Here is an 18,320-nt window from a genome sequence, read left to right as displayed (position 1 = left end):
CATGAGGACCTCGATGCACAAGCTGCGTTGCTTCGCCCTGGCCGCCCTGGCCGCCGTAAGCTTTTCCGCCCATGCCGACCAGGCGTCGGTGGGTCGCCTGTCGCAACTGCTGGACAAGGCCCAGACCCTGACCGCGCGCTTTTCGCAACTGACGCTGGATGGCTCGGGTACCCGCCTGCAGGAAACCGCCGGCAACATGAGCCTCAAGCGTCCCGGGCTGTTCCGCTGGCATTCCGATGCCCCCCAGGAGCAGCTGCTGGTGTCCGATGGCAAGCAGGTCTGGCTGTACGACCCGGACCTGGAGCAGGTCACCATTCGCAAGCTGGACCTGCGCCTGACCCAGACGCCGGCGCTGCTCCTGTCGGGCGACATCTCCAAGATCGAAAGCAGCTTCGACGTCACCAGCAAGGACGCCGGCAACGTCGTCGACTTCGTGCTCAAGCCCAAGACCAAGGACACCCTGTTCGACAGCCTGCGGCTGTCGTTCCGCAACGGCGTGATCAACGACATGCAGTTGATCGACGGTGCCGGTCAGCGAACCAACATCCTCTTCTTCAACGTCAAGCTCAACGAGCCGGTGGCCGCGTCCCAGTTCACCTTCCAGGTGCCCAAGGGAGCCGACGTCATCCAGGAGTGATCGCACCCCATGGATCTCTTCAGCACCGCACCCGTCGGGCAGCCCTTGGCTGCCCGCATGCGTCCCGAGACCCTCGATGAATACGCGGGTCAGCAGCACCTGCTGGCGCGGGGCAAGCCCCTGCGCGAGGCGCTTGAGCAGGGTGCGCTGCATTCGATGATCTTCTGGGGGCCGCCCGGGGTGGGCAAGACCACCCTGGCGCGGCTGCTGGCGCAGGTCTCCGATGCCCATTTCGAAACGCTCTCAGCGGTGCTCTCCGGGGTCAAGGAGATCCGCCACGCGGTGGAGGTGGCCAAGCAGCAGGCCGCCCAGTATCGCCGCCGCACCATCCTCTTCGTCGACGAGGTGCATCGCTTCAACAAGTCGCAGCAGGACGCCTTTCTGCCCTATGTCGAGGATGGCACCCTGATCTTTATCGGGGCGACCACCGAGAATCCCTCCTTCGAACTCAACAACGCGCTGCTCTCGCGAGCGCGGGTCTATGTGCTCAAGAGCCTGGACGACGAGGCCCTCGGCGGCCTGGCACGCCGCGCCCTGACCAGCGCCAAGGGCCTGGGCGAACGCCGGCTGAGTCTGCCCGACGACGCCCTGGCGCTGCTGCTGGCCGCCGCCGATGGCGATGGCCGCCGACTGCTCAACCTGCTGGAAAACGCCGCGGACCTGGCCGAGGACGGTGGTGTCCTGGATGCCGAGCTGTTCCAGAGTCTGCTGGGCGATCAGCGCCGGCGCTTCGACAAGGGTGGCGAGGCCTTCTACGACCAGATCTCCGCGCTGCACAAATCGGTGCGCGGCTCGAATCCCGATGGTGCCCTCTACTGGTTCGCGCGGATGATCGACGGTGGCTGCGATGCGCTGTACATCGCCCGGCGAGTGGTGCGCATGGCGAGCGAAGACATCGGCAACGCCGATCCGCGCGCCCTGAGCCTGTGCCTGGACGCCTGGGATGTCCAGGAGCGCCTGGGCAGTCCGGAAGGCGAGCTGGCCATCGCCCAGGCGATCGTCTATCTGGCCTGCGCGCCCAAGAGCAATGCCGTCTACCTGGGCTACAAGGCCGCCCTGGCCGATGTGCGCCAGAACGGCTCGCGCGAGGTGCCACTGCACCTGCGCAACGCGCCGACCAAGCTGATGAAGAATCTTGGCTACGGCGACGAATACCGCTATGCCCACGATGAGCCTGAGGCCTATGCCGCGGGCGAGGACTACTTTCCCGAAGAGCTCGAGCCGCGCCGCTACTATGAGCCGGTTCCCCGTGGGCTGGAGCTGAAGATCCGCGATAAACTGCAGCACCTGGCGGACCTCGACCGGTCCAGCCCGCGCCAGCGCCGGCGGCGTTCCTGACCCCCCGCCCGCGCCGTTGCCCCCATTCCTAAGCAAGAGAAACGGACATGCTTGATTCGAAACTGGTTCGCACCCAAACCGAGGAGGTGGCCGCACGTCTGGCGACCCGTGGCTACGTCTTGGACGTCAGCCTGGTGGAGTCGCTGGAAGCTCGTCGCAAGGCCGTGCAGACCCGCACCGAGACCCTGCAGGCCGAGCGCAATGCCCGCTCCAAGGGGATCGGCCAGGCCAAGGCGCGCGGTGAAGACATCGCGCCGCTGCTGGCAGAGGTCGATCGCATGGGTAGCGAACTGGAAGAAGCCAAGCGCGAGCTGGATCTGGTCCAGGGTGAGCTGGATGCCCTGCTGCTGGGCCTGCCCAACCTGCCCGATGCCTCGGTACCGGTCGGCAAGGACGAAGACGACAACGTCGAGGTCCGTCGCTGGGGCACGCCGCGTGAGTTCGACTTCGAGATCAAGGATCACGTCGCCTTGGGCGAGACCCACGGCTGGCTGGACTTCGAGACCGCTGCGCGTTTCTCCGGCGCCCGCTTCGCCGTGATGCGTGGCGCCATCGCCCGTCTGCACCGCGCCTTGGCGCAGTTCATGCTCAACCTGCACACCGGCGAGCACGGCTACGAAGAGACCTATACGCCCTACCTGGTGCAGGCCGAAACCCTGCAGGGTACCGGTCAGTTGCCCAAGTTCGAGGAAGACCTGTTCAAGATCGGCCGCGAAGGCGAGAGCGATCTCTACCTGATCCCCACCGCCGAGGTCACCCTGACCAACCTGGTCGCCGGCCAGATCCTCGACGCCAAGCGTCTGCCGCTCAAGTTCACCGCCCATACCCCCTGCTTCCGCAGCGAAGCCGGGGCCTCGGGGCGCGACACCCGCGGCATGATCCGTCAGCACCAGTTCGACAAGGTGGAGATGGTCCATATCGTCGAGCCGAGCACCTCCTTCCAGGCCCTGGAAGAGCTGACCGGCCACGCCGAAACCGTACTGCAGCGCCTGGAGCTCCCCTACCGGGTGCTGTCGCTGTGCACCGGCGACATGGGCTTCGGCGCCACCAAGACCTACGACCTGGAAGTCTGGGTGCCGAGCCAGGGCAAGTATCGCGAGATCTCGTCCTGCTCCAACTGCGGTGACTTCCAGGCGCGCCGCATGCAGGCCCGCTATCGCAATGCCGAGGGCAAGCCCGAGCTGGTGCATACCCTCAACGGCTCCGGCCTGGCCGTGGGTCGTACCCTGGTCGCCGTGCTGGAGAACTATCAGCAGGCGGATGGCAGCATCCGCGTTCCCGACGTCCTCAAGCCCTACATGGGTGGCCTCGAGGTCATCGGCTGATGGACTACCTGCCGCTCTTCCACAAGCTCGACGGCCGTCCGGTACTGGTGATCGGCGGGGGCGATATCGCCCTGCGCAAGAGCGTGCTGCTGGCCGAAGCCGGCGCGCTCATCACCCTGGTGGCGCCGGAGATCGAGCCGGAGGTACGCGCCTTCGTCGAGGCGCGGGGCGGCAGTTGCCGGGTCGAGCGCTATGCGGCGGACCATCTCGCCGGGCATTGCCTGGTGATCGCGGCCACCGACGATGACGAGGTCAACGAGAGGGTGTCCCACGACGCCCAGGCCCTGGGCCTGCCGGTCAACGCGGTGGATGCGCCGAAGCTGTGCACCGTGATCTTCCCGGCCATCGTCGATCGCTCGCCCCTGGTGATCGCCATCTCCAGCGGCGGTGACGCCCCGGTGCTGGCGCGCCTGGTGCGGGCCAAGCTGGAGAGCTGGATCCCGGCGACCTACGGGCAGCTGGCGCAACTGGCCCAGCGCTTTCGCGCCCGGGTGAAGACGCGCTTCGCCGATCTGCAGGCGCGGCGGATCTTCTGGGAAGAGGTGTTCCAGGGCGAGGTCGCGGAAAAGGTCTTTTCCGGCCAGCCCCAGGCGGCCGAACAGCTGCTGGAAGCCAAGCTGACCAGCGAGACCGCCACCTTTCGCGGCGAGGTCTATCTGGTCGGCGCCGGTCCCGGCGATCCGGATCTGCTGACCTTCCGCGCCCTGCGGCTGATGCAGCAGGCCGACGTAGTGCTCTACGACCGCCTGGTGGCCCCAACCATCCTCGACATGTGCCGGCGCGATGCCGATCGCATCTATGTCGGCAAGCGTCGCGCCGAGCATGCGGTGCCGCAGGATGATCTCAATCGCCTGCTGGTCAAGCTGGCCCGGGAGGGCAAGCGGGTCCTGCGATTGAAGGGAGGCGATCCCTTCATCTTCGGTCGCGGGGGCGAGGAGATCGAGGAGCTGGCGGCCGAAGGCATTCCCTTCCAGGTGGTGCCGGGCATCACCGCGGCCAGTGGCTGTGCGGCCTATGCCGGCATTCCCCTGACCCACAGGGACCATGCCCAGTCGGTGCGCTTCGTCACCGGCCATCTCAAGGACGGCTCGGCCGATCTGCCCTGGACCGATCTCGTGGCGCCGGGGCAGACCTTGGTGTTCTACATGGGCCTGGTGGGACTGCCCACCATCTGCGAGCAACTCATCGCCCATGGCAAGGATCCGGCAACGCCGGCGGCGTTGGTGCAACAGGGCACCACGCTCAATCAGCGGGTATTCACCGGTACCCTGCAGGATCTGCCGCAGCTGGTTGCCGAGCATGAGGTCCACGCGCCGACGCTGGTGATCGTCGGCGAAGTGGTGGCACTACGCGAGAAGCTGGCCTGGTTCGAAGGCGCCCAGACGACGGTCTGACACTCAGACCGCGCCCTGGATGCCGGCACTGCTCAGGGCCTCGCGGCCATGGGGCAGATCCAGCTCCAGGGCCGGCCCCTTGGGCACGATACCGGTCGGATTGATCTGCGCATGGCTGCCGTAGTAGTGGTGCTTGATGTGCTCGAAGTCCACGGTCTCGGCGATCCCCGGCCACTGATACAGCTCCCTCAGCCAGCCCTGTAGCGCCGGATAGTCCCGGATGCGCCGCAGGTTGCATTTGAAGTGGCCGTGGTAAACGGCGTCGAAGCGAATCAGGGTGGTGAACAGGCGCCAATCGGCTTCCGTCAGCCATTCGCCGGTGAGATAGCGCTGGGTCTGCAGCAGCTTTTCCAGGTCGTCGAGGGTGGCGAAGACCTCGTCGAAGGCCTCTTCGTAGGCCTCCTGGGTGGTAGCGAAGCCAGCCCGGTAGACGCCGTTGTTGACCGTCGGATAGATGCGCTCGTTGAGGGCGTCGATGCGCCCGCGCAGGGCCTCCGGGTAGAGGTCCAGGCGATTGCCGGTCAGCTCGTCGAAGGCGCCGTTGAACATGCGGATGATCTCGGCGGATTCGTTGCTGACGATGCGCTCCTCCTGGCGATCCCAGAGCACCGGCACGGTAACTCGGCCGGTGTAGTCGGCCTGGTCGCGCTGATAGAGCTGGTAGAGACGCTCGAGGTGATAGAGGTCGTCACCACTGGAGCCCTTGGCCAGGTCGAAGGTCCAGCCTTCCTCGCGCATCAGCCAGCTGACCACCGAGAAGCCGATCAGGTCCCTGAGGCCCTTGAGCTGGCGATAGATCAGGGTGCGGTGCGCCCAGGGACAGGCCAGGGACACATAGAGGTGGTAGCGCCCGGCTTCCGGAGCATAGCGCGAGGCGCCTTGCGGAATGGCTTGCTCGGGGCGGGCGATCCAGTCCCGACGCTGGGCCTCTTCCCGTTTGAAATGGCCATCCTTGCCATTGTCGTACCAGCGGTCCTGCCACTGCCCATCGACCAACAAGCCCATATCGTCATCCTCCGCTGCGTTGCGGTTAGGAACCCGGGGAGCCGCTCCGGGTTCCTGAGGCGACGTCAGAGCGTCCGGTCGCGCGCTTCCCAGCGTTGCTCCGCTTCGCGCTGGGCGCTGGCCTGGTCCTGGCCCAGGGCGCGCAGGGCCACGGCCAGGGTGGCGATGACCGCCAGGCGCCCATAGGGGTCTTCCGCTTCCCCCCGCCAGGTGGCGGCGAGCAGGGCCGGATCAAGGCGCTCCGGCTTGACCTGGCGACGCTCCGTCAGCGCCGGCCAGCTTTCGTCCCAGGCTTCGCCGCCACGGGTGCCGTAGAGGTGGGCGATGACATCGGGATTGCGCTCGACTTCACCGCCTTCGCCCTTGATGACGATGCTGTCATCACCCAGCAGACGACTGGCCTCGCGGTGCACCTCCTGGTAACCCGGATGGAAGATGCTCTGCAGGATGCAGCGCGCCTGGCTGGGGTTGAGCAGCCGGACCAGGGAGTGGATCGGCGAGCGCAGGCCGAGCTCGGCCTTGAGATCGATCATCCGCTGCAGGGCTGGCATCCAGGCGGCCAGCGGCAGGAAGGCCGGCTGACCGCGATCGAGCAGGGCGCCGACGTCCTGCCAGTCAGTGGCGGTCGGCATCCCCAGGTCGGCCAGGCACTGTTCGGTGTAGAGTCGGCCCGCGGTGTGGGTACCACCGCCATGCATGACCACCCGCACACCACTGCCGGCCAGGCATTTCACCGCCAGCAGGTACCAGGGCAGGTGACGCTTCTTGCCCGCGTAGGACGGCCAGTCGAGATCGACGGCGAAACCTGGCGGCTGCAGCCGCGCCCGGACGGCGCGGGTAAAGCCAGCCAGTTCCTCGGCGCTCTCTTCCTTGTGTCTGAGCAGCATGAGAAAGGCGCCGAGCTGGGCTTCGGTCACCTGACCGTCGAGGATCAGGCCCATGGCCATTTCCGCCTCGGCCTCGGTCAGACTGCGGGCGCCGCGCTTGCCCTTGCCCAGGGCCCGGACATAGACGGCGAAGGGATGTTCTTCGGGCGTGGTGAGGGTCATAGGCAATTATCCGGTTTCGGCAGGCCGGCCAGTTTGGCGCCGAGCTTGGCCGGCGCGCCCTTGAACAGCAGATTGAGCTGCAGACTGGTGCCCAGATCCGGGCCCAGCGTCTGGGCAATGTACTTGATCAGCGGCCGGTTGGCTGGTGAAAGCTGGAATTGTGCGTAGAAGTCACGCAGCGCCTGCAGCACCTGCCAGTGGCGCTCGGTCAGCTCGATGCCTTCCTTGAGTGCCAATTGCTGGGCTACTTCGGGACTCCACTGGGAGAGGTCGCGCAGATAGCCTTCGGGGTCGAGGTCGAGAGGCATGGCTAGGTCCAGCTGATGACCTTGGCGCAGCTCACGCTCAGGTCGACGAAGGTGGGGTAGTCGATCAGGGGCACGGCCCGCTCGGGTTGCAGGCGACGCGCCTGGACGTCTTCCGCCAGGGCATAGAGGGCCGTCTCGGCCGGGAGTTGCGTCAACAACTCCGCCGCCGCGCTGCCAGGGCGCAGGGCCTCGACGGCAGCGCCGGTGAGCAGAACGGTGTCCTCGCCGCGGACCCAGCTCAGGCCGTCCAGGGCACCGGCGTCCAGTAGCGGCGAGCGGGAAAACAGGTGCAGGGTAGTCAAATGGAAATCACCTGGTCATGGTCGTGGATCAGCGCCATCAGCCCCTCGGGCTCCAGCGGAGTCACCCAGGCGGGCAACTGCTCCGGCGTGATGCCCAGGCGGTGTAGGGCGGCGGCTTCAGCGTAGATGGCCTCGACACCGAACAGCGGCAGCGCAGAGAGGTTGGCGCTCAGGTCCTTCTGCTCGATGGCTGCACTGTCGGCCGCCAGCAGCTGGGTTACGCCAGGACCCGCGAACAGCAGCGCCAGGGGCAATTCGAAGGCACCACCGGCCAGTACGATATCCAGCGCCTCGCGCGGACCGGGGCCGCTCAGGGCCGGTTGGCGGGAGATGACGAGAGTACTCCTGGCCATGCTAGTCGCCTCCAAAGCAGAGCAGGCGATCGGCGTCCTGCACCGCCTCGTGCAACTGGCCCAGGCCGGACAGCTGCCAGGGCGCCCGCACGTTCACCGCGCCCTCACGTTCGTAGCGCCGCGCTTCGTTCTCGTCCAGCAGCCCGCGCTTGAGGGCGGCGGCGATGCACACCACGGCGTCGATCTGGTGGCGTTCGATCAGCTCGCGCCAACGGGCGGGCAGATCGGATTCGTCCTGGCCACTGACCAGGGCGTGAGAGGCGTTATGGACGCCGTCGCGGTAGAGAAAGAGGCGCGACAGCTCGTGCCCCCCGGCCAGCAGCGCCTCGCAGAAGCGCAGGGCCCGACGCGCCGAAGGCGCCTGGGGTGGAGAAAGGACAACGATGGCAAATTTCATGGATGTAAAAAGGCCCGCCGAAGCGGGCCTCTTGGGCTACCGCTCGTGATCAATCGTTGTTGCTGGCGAATCCGAAGATCTGCAGCAAGCTGATGAACATATTGTAGATCGAGACGTACAGGGTGATGGTAGCCATGATGTAGTTGTCTTCACCACCGTGCACGATGGCACTGGTCTGGAACAGGATGGCCGCGGCGGCGAACAGCACGAAGCCCGCGCTGATGGCCAGTTGCAGGCCGCTGATCTGGACGAAGAAGGACAGCACCACGGCGCCCAGCAGGATCCAGAAGCCCGCCATCAGAAAGCCACTGAGGAAGCTCATGTCCTTGCGGCTGATCAGGGCGTAGGCCGACAGGCCGAAGAAGGCAAGGGCGGTCATGCCGGCAGCGGAGGCGATCACGCTGCCACCGTTGGGCAGGCCCAGGTACATGTTCAGGATCGGGCCCAGGGTGTAGCCCATGAAGCCGGTGAGGGCGAAGGTACTGACCAGACCCCAGCCGCTGTCGCGGGTCTTCACGGTCAGGAAGAACAGGCCATAGAAGCCGATCAGGACCACGAAGATGTTGGGGTAGGGCAGCCGCATCTGCTGCGAGACGAAGGCGACCAGGCCGCTGAACGCCAGAGTCATGGCCAGCAGGGCATAGGTGTTGCGCAATACACGGCTGACGTCCCGCGGTTGCGCGATAGCAGGGTTGTAGGCGTATTGACGCTCGTTCATGGTGTACTCCAAAGCTAAATTAACGGTGTGATGTACCGTACGACCCCGAAGATAGCAAATGTTGCTTAAGGATCGCTTGCGACTGTTTGACAGTGTGTTGCCATCAGGTACTATGCGCCCCTCTTACGGAAGTGTGGCCGAGTGGTTTAAGGCAGCGGTCTTGAAAACCGCCGACTCGCAAGGGTCCCAGAGTTCGAATCTCTGCGCTTCCGCCATCCCTTGCCCGCAAAGTCCCGTTGTAGAGGCTTTCGCATGGTGGATTTATGGCCTACCCGCCACCATTCCGCCGATTCATCAGGCGCCGATTCCGGCAGATTTCGAGACTCGCTAACTATCCGAGACGCCCGACGAACGGTAGCGCCTGGGGGCTGCTTTGCTTTTCGGAATTGAGTGGTATAATTCAGCTGTAATCAAGGGGTTGATTACTCCTCGGAATCCCGCCAAGCATCTAGCTCAGGCGGGATTTTTTATGCGTGCGATTTAATGTCGTCGTCTAAACGCAAAAGGGCCGCTACTTTCGTAACGACCCTTTCAGGTGGTGGCGTGCCAGTATGGTGGTCGGCCTATACAGTGGCGCCTTCTGCTTGGTGGGCCAGGCGCATGACTTCCAGGCCGGCATCGGACAGGCCGGCGCGAACCAGGCATTCAATAGCGGCGGTCAGGTGTTCGCACGCCAGCTCTTGGGCGGCCTGACGGTCAATGTTTTCCTCATGCGGCGGCAGAAGGAACAGGGTGGCGCGCATGGTGGCTTTCTTAACGGCGGGTATGTTGCTGAATGGCTTAGGCATCTTGTTCGGTCTCGGTTTCTTCTGGTTCATCAGCATCTAGGCTGTTCTCTGCCGCTGCCTGTAGGGCGAGCACGATTTCCTCGCGCAGCTTGGACTTGAATTCGGTCTCATTTGTACAGCCCAGGAGCTGGAGCGCGGCACGGCGGGGGATGTTCATCATGTTGGTTTTGATGAGGCCACAGCGCATATTCCAGAGGTTCTCCATCTCCGAGATGGGCGCCACCTCGGCGCGTGCCCTGGCCAGCTCCAGCTCGGCGGTGCTGGCGTCGGCAGTCATCTTTCTGGTGCGCTGGCGCTGGAACTCGGAACCAGTGCCGCTGGCCTGCTCGATCATGGCGCGGACCGCTGCAGCCAGGTTGAATCTGCCAGGCGCCGTGCGCACCAGGGTGCCCTCCTCGGCCAATTGCCGGACGCGGCGGGCCGACATGCTTAACAGGGCGGCCAATTGGGCGTCGGTGACGTCCAGAGCCTTAAGGTCAAGCTCTGTGGATGCTCTCACAGCGACGACCCGAGAGACAGCGTGCCCCGGCGCGCCGCCTGGCGGCGTAGTTCTTTGCCCGAACGCGGGTGCGGCTTGCTGGCTTTCGCTTTCTGCCGCTGGCGGGTGCCAGGGCTTAGAACGACTCCTGGTCGGTGGCCCTGGCGTTGTTTGCTTTCCTGGAACGCGCGCCGCTCTGCGTCCTCTCTCTCCAGGCGCTCCAGGATGCTGATAGCCAGCCCTGGCAGGCTGATGCCTTCGGCGGACAGGGCGTCCAAGATTTCAATGTTCGTGCGGGTGGTGGTCATTTGTCGTGCGGTCTCTTTGGTAGCGTGCCAGCGGTGGCGTTATGCGTGGGCGGCCTGAGGCGCGGTGGTCATGCCGCGCTTGATGGCGGCCTCCACGACCTTTGCCATGCTTACCCGGACGCCATACTGGCGTTCGATGGTTTCGGCCTCGGCACGCAGGGAGGCGGCCAGGTCTTCGTCGATCATTGCGGTAACTTTTTGGAGTTGCGGCTTTTGCTTGCTCATTCGGGGATTACCAGTTGTGAACCCAGGAGGTGCGGCGGGGCGCGGCGGCGCTGTTTACTTCGCGCAGGGTCTTGGCGACACGGCTCACCAGGAAGCGATACGCGCGCTCCAGCTGGCCCTCGCTCAGCTCTGGAAAACCATTTGCTAGGCGCTCGCGGGTCTCATGGTTGTCGTGAATCCAGCTGCCCTGGCCAGGCAGTCGCACCACTACCCGCGCCCCGTCGTCTTCATCACCAGCGCTTCTAACCATGACGTGGGCGGCCTCTATGGCTGCGAGTACGTCCACAGGCAGCGCTGTGCCTGTCTCGGCGGTGGTGCCCCTCACGGGGTCACCTTCCAGAATGCCGATAGGTCAGGGGTCAGGGCGGCCAGGTTCGCCCAGCAGGTAACCACCAGATTCCCTTGGGTGTCGCGGCGCTCTGCGATCACGGACAGGTCGTCGCTGATGGCAACGGCGGCACGATGGAAGCTGCCGACGATGGATGCGGCGACGGCTGGGGACAGCTCAGCCTGGACGCCAGCGACGCGCAGGACGCCATCAGCACCGACTTGCGCACCAGCGGCAGCAGTGCCCGCGATGGCCCGTAGCTCGTTGAAGCGCAGGCCCTTGGCGGCGGCTGCGGCTAGGGTGAAGCCTTGCAGATTGGCAGCCGCCAGAGCCGACAGCAGGCAAGCGTCTGCGGCATTGGCAAGGCCAAGGGCAATGCTTACCAGGGCGGCATCGGACAGGACGCCATCGCCGAAAGCTTTCTGTTCGGAGCGGGGCAGGACGAAACGGACGCCCACGGTGGGGAATTTGTCCAGGTCGAGCTGTGCGCGCTCCAGGGGCAGGGCGGTGTCTGCAACGTCTTCACGATCGGGCACGACTGCGAAGGGCGCCGGGTTGGTTACGGTATAGCTGGCCGGGCGTTCGTAGATACCGATTACCGGGACCTGGCCCTGTTCAGTCACGCCGCTACTGACGGCCTCGGTTGCGGTGGGACGCACGAATACGGTCGCACCAGCCTGGGCCACACAGCTGGCCTCAATGATGGCGGTATCTAGCGTCAGAACATGGCCGGCCTTGACCTGGAGCGGGTCAGATACGCGATGGCCGCGACCGGCGCCAGTAGCGCGCACCAGCTCAACTTCGCGAATGGACAGCGGGCCGCCTGCGGCTGCCGGCTTAGTGGTGATATGGCGGATGTCGCCGCGCTCGTCTATATGATGGCGAAATGCTACCGCCTGGCGTGCTTGTTCGAGGATGTTCTGGATAGGGTTGGGCATTATTGGTGGTCCTGAGGATTTTCTGGCAATGCCGGATTTTCCGGCGTTGGTGAAATTTTCCTCTGGGTCCGGCTGCCGGTCCTCTTGGGTTTTTTCCGGGATAAAAACCTGCTATTTGATGTTCTTGCGGCTGATTATCCTGCTCGTTGGAAATTTGGTAGTGGTTTTTGAGATTCATGCAGGCATGCATCACCGCGAGGTATCTGACCCCGCAAGGCCCTGGGGCCGAGGAAGGACCCGCGAAGGGGGAGGGGGTGGGGGTATCCGTCCCACCTCGGCGATCGTCACTCGCCCACAAAAAAGCCCAGCGCGATGGCTGGGCCTTGGTGGTGCTGGTGGTGCTACTCAGTCCAGCTTGTCCGCTCGGCAGCGGTTGAAAGTCGTAATCGCCAAGTCCGACGTATCGGTGTCCATGGGCACAATGTAGGCTCTGGCCGCTGCCAGCAGTGCAATGCCGCGCATAGCTTCAGGCTCAACCGTCCCTGCGGCCTTCGCAGCGTATGCCCACTCCATGCCCTTCTGCCGATACTTGAAGCCCTCCACGACCATTGATGAATAGCCACGGCACCACTCAATGCTGTGGGCACTCGCCTGGTCGCTAAACACGGCCATGGCGGCAAACGAAAGGGCGGGCAGGGTCTTGAATAGCATGTTGCGTAAATCTCCAGGGTATCGGTCGTGTGCGTTCCTTCGCCAGCTTGCTTGCCAGGGGCTGGGTGGGCTGCATTATCCCGCGAATCCACGAGAAATGGTGGCCGACTTTTACGGGTGACCAAGGGTGACCAAGGGTGACCAAGGTTACCAAGGTTGGTCACCCGCTAATAACCTCGTCCTAGAGCGGTTAGATGCCAGAAATCGCGCATGGGGTGACCAAGGTGACCAACTTTTCCTAAGAGTAGGAGGACCTATTGCCGTTCGTCGGTTATAGGTTCTTATTTTCTTTTCTATAAATAGTTGGTCACTTGGTCACCTTTTGCCATTTAACCGCTCTAGGGCGGTACTTTCATCCAGGTGACCAACTCGGTGACCAAGTGGTGACCAACTATGCTTGGTCACCCTGTCTACGGCCATTCGTACCAGGACGCCACGGTGGGATGACCTTCAGCGCGCACCGCCTGGCACGCATACCACCTAGCTCAGCGCCTCGCAGCGGCTTGCAATGGCTCAGTGCTCCAGAGGCGACGCCCTTCACTGGCACGCCCACCACCGCCCTGAAAAGCAACGGCCACAAAAAAGCCCCAGCAGATGCCAGGGCTTTGTAGTTGCAGGGATGCTAGAACGGCCGCCCCGCCGACTGGTTGGGCACATCAAACAGGCGTCCGGCCTTGGTGCGTTTAGCCTCGCCAAATAGCGCCCGTAATACCGAGCCGGCGGCGTTAAGCTGGGCCCTGGTCGGTCGGTCATAGCCGATTTCCAGAAGGACTTCGGTGGCCGTAATAGAGCGCGTGGCGGCACCTGCTGGCGCCATTCCATAGCGGGACTGGATTAGCTCGCCCACAGGGTCGGCAGACTCATGCGCGGCATTGGCCCTGCTCAGTCGCGCCTCTTCGTCCGCGTCCAGCCACCAGCGTTCGCCAGCCTGAAACCAGGTAAAGACTTCAGCCCAAAGTTGCTGGGTGTCGATGTTGTGGCCGTAATCCAGAGAGGTAACCGGCACAGTCCACCAGCGAACGTTACCGGTGTCGTCGGCCAGAAACTGCTCAGGGTTCACGCTGGCGAAGAAAACGGTGCGGCGCTGATACTTGCCTTCAGCCCGCGCATAGGGGCGGCGGAACTGGTCAACGTCTTGGGACAGGAAACCCTTCAGCCTGGCAATGTCGGCCTTGCGCAGCGTGCCGTCCAGCTCGCCTAGCTCACAGAGCCAGTGAGACACGGCCGAAATCACGGTGTCTTTGTTGTCCGGGTCGATATGGGCGTCCACCTTCAGTAGATCGCGCATTTGTTCGGGCAGCAGAGACCGAAACCAGGAGGTTTTGCCGCTCGATTGCGGCCCCTGGAAGACCAGCACGCCCTTGGATACGAACCCGTGCGGCTTTGCAGCTGCGGCAACGGCGGAAATCAGCCAGCGGCGCACTAGTAGCGCCATCCACTCACGATCAAAGCCGGGTTGCGTGGAAATGGTTTGCAGCAGGTCAGCGACGCGGCTGCGACCGTCCCAGGGCTTAGAGGTGATGAAGTCCATAACCGGATTAACTGGCGAAAGGTCGCCAATGCTCAGCAGGTAGGCCGGAACATCGGACTTAGGCATGCGATTGAGCGCGCACAGGCTAGAAACCTCGGTTATTGCGGTCTCTCGCATGTTGTCGAGCGTGCCACGCTGCCCAGGCAGGCGAATAACCAGGTCCTTGCGAACCACGTCATAGCGCACGGTAATGCCGTAGTTCTCTAGCAGGTGCTCCAGGTTAGGGCGCGTATTGAGCGGCATTCCCTTGTCGCTGGTGTTCGGCCAGCTCATAAACTGGACAGGGGTCATGCTGTGCACATCTACGGCATTGAATTGGCCATCATCCGGCGCTAACGTGCCATTCGCGGCGGGCTCAGCCGGCTTGACGGGCTGCGTCAGCAATTGCGCTACCGATTCCAGGCCCAGTGCGGCGGCAGCGTCATTCCAGTCCTGGCCAACTACTGACGGCATAGCGTAGGGCAGTCCGGCAGCCTCGGCGCCTTTCAGGCCGGCCGCATTCTCATCGTTGTCGGCGGCGACCCTTTGAAGCTCGGGCAGCTCGGCAGCCACAGCGGCCAGGTTGCCCGCGTCGAATGCCACGACCACCGGGCAACCGGTAGCAGCGTGAACAGTTGCTGCGGTGGCATAGCCCTCGGCTGCCCATGCGGGGCCGGTGCCGGCGATGCGGTGGAACGTGCCGCGTTTCCTGCCACCCATGACAAATTGCTTGCCGCCCTCGACGTCGATGCGCTGGACGTTCCAGATACGACCGGAAGCGTCTACCATGGGCACTAGCAGCTCGCCACGGCGGGCCACAATGGCGCGAGGGAGCCATTTGCCCAGCTTGTCGGACCAGAGGCGGGCACGATGATCGGCGCTGACCACGCGCAGGCCATGCGCTTGCACTCCCTTGCGGGTTAGATAGGCATGCCCGGCGCACGGGGTGGCGGCTTCCCACGCCTCAGTGGCGGCCATTGCTGCGGCCTCCTGGGCTTCGCGCTTCTGGTCCTCGGCGGCGGCTTTGTCGGCCTCGGCCTGGGCTTGCAGTTCCGCAGCCTTGCGGCGGTACTCGGCCATGCGCGCGCCGTTGTCATCGGCCGACGACTGCCCCCCAGTAGAACGCCACTCCTGAAAAGCCAGGTCGCGGGGCTTCCAGTAAATACCCTCCCGACCCAGGGCAGTGAACGTTACAGACGGCCAGACCGTGCCGTCCCTGTCGGTCACCAGCTCGCCCTTATAGCTGCGGTCCTGCTCATTGCGGCCTGCCAGGTTCGGCAGCTTGTGCCACGCGCCATCCAGGGCGGGCATGGACTCCAGCAGGGCGCCTACACTGGCAGCAGCGGCCTGGGCGTCTTCAAAGTACGCGGTCAGGGCATCCAGCGGCGAGGGGTAGCGCTCAGAAACCCACACGGCGAATCTTGAGGGGGCCTTCATGCTGCCACCCCAACGTCCACGGCGTAGCGATAGGCGTCCATTGCGGTAAGGGGGCAGGGCGCCCAGCTGGGGGCCTGGTCAGCCATGCAGCCCAGGCGCTCATATAGGGCGAGCTTTTCGGCGGCGCTCATATCGCCAGCCAGCTGGATGACGCCCTGGAGGTGATAGTGACGGATGCTGTTCAGCTGGCCGATAGAGGAAAAACGCGCAGGGCGCGGAGCGATAACCAGGTCAGAATAGGCCCGGATGCGGCGTTGGAGTAGACGCTTCATGCGTAAACCTCTGCCTTATCCAGAATCTCTTGCACGACGCGCCCCACGACGGCGCGCAGGTCGGTGGCGGTGAAGCTCCACGGCAGGTGGTCCGGCGCCAGCTCGGGCAGCTCCAGAACCTTGGCGAGTACGCGCCGGCAATCGCCGCTCTTTATGCCGTGACGGCGCAGCAGCGTGTTCACCATGCGGTAAAGGGCGTGGGCGCGAGCGTAATCAGTATCTGCCACAGACTGAGTGGTGGGCTCGCAGACTTCGCCCACCAGGGCGTACCAGTTCGACTGGAACTCGGGGGATAGGAAGGTGGCCATGTTTACGCCTCCCCGCGAACAGAGAGCGCGTCAATCCAGGCGTTTACTTCAGCTTCGCGCCAGGCAATGCGGCGAGGGCCGAGGTTCAAGGGAGCGGGGAAGCGCTCATCTCTGACCCAGCGCCAGAGGGTGCAACGGGCGATGCCCAGGAGGGCGATTACTTGATTTGCGGTAAGGAGTTTGTTTTGCACGTTTGTCGGCTCATATAGGCCGGGTGTTTACATCCGTAAACTTTGTGGCATACTCACTGCGTAACTAGAGGTATGCCCTTCCCGGCATTGCGATTTGGCTAGCGGCGTTGGCGCGCTGCTTGCCCCTTACAACCCTGCCTTTAACTAGGCGGGGTTGTTTCGTTTCTATTCTTTCATATTCATTTTCTATCGCAAGCGGGAAGTATTATTGCCTTACTGTATCCGACGACCGGTAGTTGATTTTGTTTACATCCTGGAGTCGGTCGAGATGGTCAGCCACTCCCCGTGCAGTAATCCGCCCATTCCTGCATTAGCTCCCGCCGCTTAGCCAGCAGGTCGCCACGGCGATAGGCCGCCTCTACAGCGTTCTTAACCTGGTGCGCCAGGGCAGCCTCACAGACGGCATTCGGGAAGTGCGTCGCCTCGCTGGACCAGTCGCGGAAGCTGGAACGGAAACCATGCGTAGTTATGTCGGTGCGGTCCAGGCGGCGCAGCTGCATAAGCATCGCCATGCCCGATAGGTGACCCCTGCCGCCACGTCCGGGGAACAGATGGGCGCTCCCCTTCAGTCGGGGGAGTTGACGCACCAGTGCAACCGCCTGCGCCGACAGTGGCACGCGGTGCTCGCGCTGCATCTTCATGCGCTCCGCTGGTATCACCCATAAGCCGGCGTCCAGGTCCATTTCATCCCAGCGGGCGCCCAGGACTTCGCCAGTGCGGCAGGCGGTTAGGATCGTGAGTTCAAGCGCACGCGCCGACAGGCCGTGAACGCCGCTCAGTTCGGCCACGAATTCCGGGACTTGCTCCCAGGGCAGGGCGGGGCGGTGGACGATGGCGCGGCGACGGCTGCCCTGGGCGCCTAAGGCAGCCTCCATGCGGCCTTTGCTTGCTGGATTGTCGCCGCTGCGCTGGTCGAGCGATCTAGCGCGCTCCAGGACTGACTCGATTCGGCCCCGCAGCCTGCTGGCGGTCTCGCGCTTCTCGGTCCAGATAGTGGCCAGAAGCTTAGCCACCTGATCGGCCCGCACCTGGTCCACCGGCATGGCGCCGATAACGGGATAGGCGTAGGTCGCCAGGGTGTTTTCCCACTGCTGAAGGTGCTTGGCATTCTTCCACCCAGGCGCATTGACCTTAATGTAGTCCTCTGCCGCTTCCTGGAATGTGGGTATGGCGCGCTGGGCGGCGGCTGCCGTGTCGCGCTCGGCGATGGCGTCTTTGCCCTGGGCCACTAGCTTGGCTTGCTTCAGTCGCATTTCCTTGGCTTCTGCCAAGCTGAACAGGCTGTAACTGCCCAGGCCCATTTCGCGGCGGCGGCCGTTGACTTGATAGCGGTAGATCCATGATGCGGCGCCGGACTTGCTCACGGAAACATACAGCCCGTTGGCTACGCGAACGCTTGCGCCTTTACCGGCTGCCTTGGCCGCTTTAACCAGCTTTTCCAGCTTCAGCGCCGAAACGATTTCCTCTGCCATACCCACCACTTAACCTACCAATCTGATGGGCTACAGGGTAAACGCTTGTGCAACATTGCGCTACATCGCGTCGGGCTGTAGGCCGCACCGGGGCTGGCTTGTGGGGGTCTTGCTGCATGGCTAAGAGGCGCTATGAAACGTAATATGGACTGCCTGCGCTTCCGCCATCTGCGAAGCCCCGTTCTTACGGGGCTTTTTGCTGTCTGCAGGGTCGAATTTCAAGAGCACTCGGGCGAGAAAAAAGAGCAGTTCCGAAGTTCTTTCGGAACAGCGCCGATGCCTGACCTTCTATAGCCCTCGACTTGATGAGGGTGAGCATCGCGGCAACCCTGGCCCCCGAACGAGAGCCAGGGCTGAGCTGAGTGCGATCGTGGGGAACTGCCTTTTGAGATGAGCAGGCAGAACGGCCTGAGTCAGGACGTGCCAAGCATCGTCAAACTATCGGTCATCCGCTGAAGCTGACGACCCTCGTCACGCGCCATCGTCAGCAGGCCACCATGGCCACCACGAAGATAGTTGCCAACCCGATACACATGGCACCCAGGGTGAGCGCCAGTAGGCCCTGATCGCTGGCCAGCGATCGTGGAC

23 protein-coding genes and 1 tRNA gene are annotated in these 18,320 nt (G+C 63.8%); 5 read left to right on the top strand and 19 right to left on the bottom strand.

Going from position 1 to position 18,320, the window contains the following annotated elements; translation table 11 throughout:
* Positions 1-13 precede the first annotated feature (13 nt).
* The 4 genes from lolA to cysG are packed head-to-tail and all read left to right on the top strand — an operon-like array spanning position 14 to position 4,694.
* Positions 14-637, top strand: coding sequence for an outer membrane lipoprotein chaperone LolA (gene lolA, locus EC839_RS14590; protein WP_007162303.1), 624 nt, complete (start codon positions 14-16; stop codon positions 635-637).
* Between the two features lie 9 nt (positions 638-646).
* A complete protein-coding gene (locus tag EC839_RS14585) occupies positions 647-1,975 on the top strand; it encodes a replication-associated recombination protein A (RefSeq protein WP_007162304.1) in 1,329 nt (442 codons plus the stop codon).
* Between the two features lie 47 nt (positions 1,976-2,022).
* A complete protein-coding gene (serS, locus tag EC839_RS14580; RefSeq protein WP_007162305.1) occupies positions 2,023-3,300 on the top strand; it encodes a serine--tRNA ligase in 1,278 nt (425 codons plus the stop codon).
* Complete coding sequence (gene cysG / locus EC839_RS14575; RefSeq protein ID WP_007162306.1) at positions 3,300-4,694, top strand: siroheme synthase CysG; 1,395 nt, start codon at positions 3,300-3,302, stop codon at positions 4,692-4,694. Before serS ends, cysG begins: the two co-directional genes overlap by 1 nt.
* Before the next feature lie 3 nt (positions 4,695-4,697).
* On the opposite strand, the gene EC839_RS14570 is transcribed toward cysG, so the two are convergent.
* From EC839_RS14570 to EC839_RS14540, 7 genes are all read right to left on the bottom strand, one after another.
* Positions 4,698-5,699 carry a glutathione S-transferase family protein gene (locus EC839_RS14570; protein WP_007162307.1) on the bottom strand — a complete coding sequence of 334 codons (1,002 nt, stop codon included), beginning with the start codon at positions 5,697-5,699 and terminating at the stop codon, positions 4,698-4,700.
* 65 nt (positions 5,700-5,764) lie between these two features.
* Complete coding sequence (locus tag EC839_RS14565) at positions 5,765-6,748, bottom strand: glycosyl transferase family protein (protein ID WP_007162308.1); 984 nt, start codon at positions 6,746-6,748, stop codon at positions 5,765-5,767.
* Positions 6,745-7,056, bottom strand: a complete 312-nt coding sequence (locus tag EC839_RS14560) for a TusE/DsrC/DsvC family sulfur relay protein (RefSeq protein ID WP_007162309.1) — start codon at positions 7,054-7,056, stop codon at positions 6,745-6,747. Before EC839_RS14560 ends, EC839_RS14565 begins: the two co-directional genes overlap by 4 nt.
* A gap of 2 nt (positions 7,057-7,058) precedes the next feature.
* Positions 7,059-7,358, bottom strand: coding sequence for a sulfurtransferase complex subunit TusB (tusB, locus tag EC839_RS14555; RefSeq protein ID WP_007162310.1), 300 nt, complete (start codon positions 7,356-7,358; stop codon positions 7,059-7,061).
* Positions 7,355-7,711 (bottom strand): sulfurtransferase complex subunit TusC, encoded by a 357-nt coding sequence (tusC, locus tag EC839_RS14550; RefSeq protein WP_007162311.1) that lies wholly within the window; start codon positions 7,709-7,711, stop codon positions 7,355-7,357. Before tusC ends, tusB begins: the two co-directional genes overlap by 4 nt.
* A 1-nt stretch (position 7,712) precedes the next feature.
* Complete coding sequence (gene tusD, locus EC839_RS14545; RefSeq protein WP_007162312.1) at positions 7,713-8,108, bottom strand: sulfurtransferase complex subunit TusD; 396 nt, start codon at positions 8,106-8,108, stop codon at positions 7,713-7,715.
* A gap of 49 nt (positions 8,109-8,157) precedes the next feature.
* Positions 8,158-8,826 (bottom strand): Bax inhibitor-1/YccA family protein, encoded by a 669-nt coding sequence (locus tag EC839_RS14540; protein ID WP_007162313.1) that lies wholly within the window; start codon positions 8,824-8,826, stop codon positions 8,158-8,160.
* 127 nt (positions 8,827-8,953) lie between these two features.
* On the opposite strand from EC839_RS14540, the gene EC839_RS14535 reads away from it, so the two are divergent.
* A tRNA-Ser gene (locus tag EC839_RS14535) sits at positions 8,954-9,041 on the top strand.
* Positions 9,042-9,389: 348 nt separating this feature from the next.
* Here the strand turns inward: EC839_RS14535 and EC839_RS14530 are convergent.
* From EC839_RS14530 to EC839_RS14475, 12 genes are all read right to left on the bottom strand, one after another.
* Positions 9,390-9,569, bottom strand: coding sequence for a hypothetical protein (locus tag EC839_RS14530; RefSeq protein WP_007162314.1), 180 nt, complete (start codon positions 9,567-9,569; stop codon positions 9,390-9,392).
* 37 nt (positions 9,570-9,606) lie between these two features.
* The gene (locus tag EC839_RS14525; protein ID WP_132832724.1) at positions 9,607-10,059 is read right to left on the bottom strand and encodes a hypothetical protein; all 453 of its coding nucleotides are present in this window, start codon (positions 10,057-10,059) and stop codon (positions 9,607-9,609) included.
* A 50-nt stretch (positions 10,060-10,109) separates the two neighbouring features.
* Positions 10,110-10,400, bottom strand: a complete 291-nt coding sequence (locus EC839_RS14520; protein WP_007162316.1) for a hypothetical protein — start codon at positions 10,398-10,400, stop codon at positions 10,110-10,112.
* A gap of 39 nt (positions 10,401-10,439) precedes the next feature.
* Entirely contained in the window at positions 10,440-10,625 is a 186-nt protein-coding gene (locus EC839_RS14515) for a hypothetical protein (protein WP_132832723.1), read from the bottom strand.
* A 7-nt stretch (positions 10,626-10,632) separates the two neighbouring features.
* Complete coding sequence (locus tag EC839_RS14510; protein WP_132832722.1) at positions 10,633-10,875, bottom strand: hypothetical protein; 243 nt, start codon at positions 10,873-10,875, stop codon at positions 10,633-10,635.
* Between the two features lie 71 nt (positions 10,876-10,946).
* Positions 10,947-11,891: a hypothetical protein gene (locus EC839_RS14505; RefSeq protein WP_132832721.1), complete on the bottom strand. Its 945-nt coding sequence runs from the start codon at positions 11,889-11,891 to the stop codon at positions 10,947-10,949.
* 345 nt (positions 11,892-12,236) lie between these two features.
* A complete protein-coding gene (locus EC839_RS14500) occupies positions 12,237-12,542 on the bottom strand; it encodes a hypothetical protein (protein ID WP_007162321.1) in 306 nt (101 codons plus the stop codon).
* A gap of 622 nt (positions 12,543-13,164) precedes the next feature.
* A complete protein-coding gene (locus EC839_RS14495; RefSeq protein ID WP_007162322.1) occupies positions 13,165-15,489 on the bottom strand; it encodes a VapE domain-containing protein in 2,325 nt (774 codons plus the stop codon).
* The gene (locus tag EC839_RS14490; RefSeq protein ID WP_007162323.1) at positions 15,486-15,761 is read right to left on the bottom strand and encodes a hypothetical protein; all 276 of its coding nucleotides are present in this window, start codon (positions 15,759-15,761) and stop codon (positions 15,486-15,488) included. Before EC839_RS14490 ends, EC839_RS14495 begins: the two co-directional genes overlap by 4 nt.
* On the bottom strand, positions 15,758-16,069 hold the full coding sequence (locus EC839_RS14485; protein WP_007162324.1) for a hypothetical protein: 312 nt from the start codon (positions 16,067-16,069) through the stop codon (positions 15,758-15,760). The genes EC839_RS14490 and EC839_RS14485 overlap by 4 nt, the downstream gene beginning before the upstream one ends.
* A gap of 2 nt (positions 16,070-16,071) precedes the next feature.
* The gene (locus tag EC839_RS24995) at positions 16,072-16,260 is read right to left on the bottom strand and encodes an AlpA family phage regulatory protein (RefSeq protein ID WP_080568401.1); all 189 of its coding nucleotides are present in this window, start codon (positions 16,258-16,260) and stop codon (positions 16,072-16,074) included.
* 272 nt (positions 16,261-16,532) lie between these two features.
* Positions 16,533-17,732, bottom strand: coding sequence for a site-specific integrase (locus EC839_RS14475; RefSeq protein WP_007162325.1), 1,200 nt, complete (start codon positions 17,730-17,732; stop codon positions 16,533-16,535).
* Positions 17,733-18,320 lie beyond the last annotated feature (588 nt).

It is taken from the genome of Pseudomonas sp. JUb52 (genome assembly GCF_004341115.1).
GTDB classification, from domain to species: Bacteria; Pseudomonadota; Gammaproteobacteria; order Pseudomonadales; family Pseudomonadaceae; genus Chryseomonas; species Chryseomonas oryzihabitans.
This window is presented reverse-complemented; position numbering and strand designations above follow the sequence as displayed.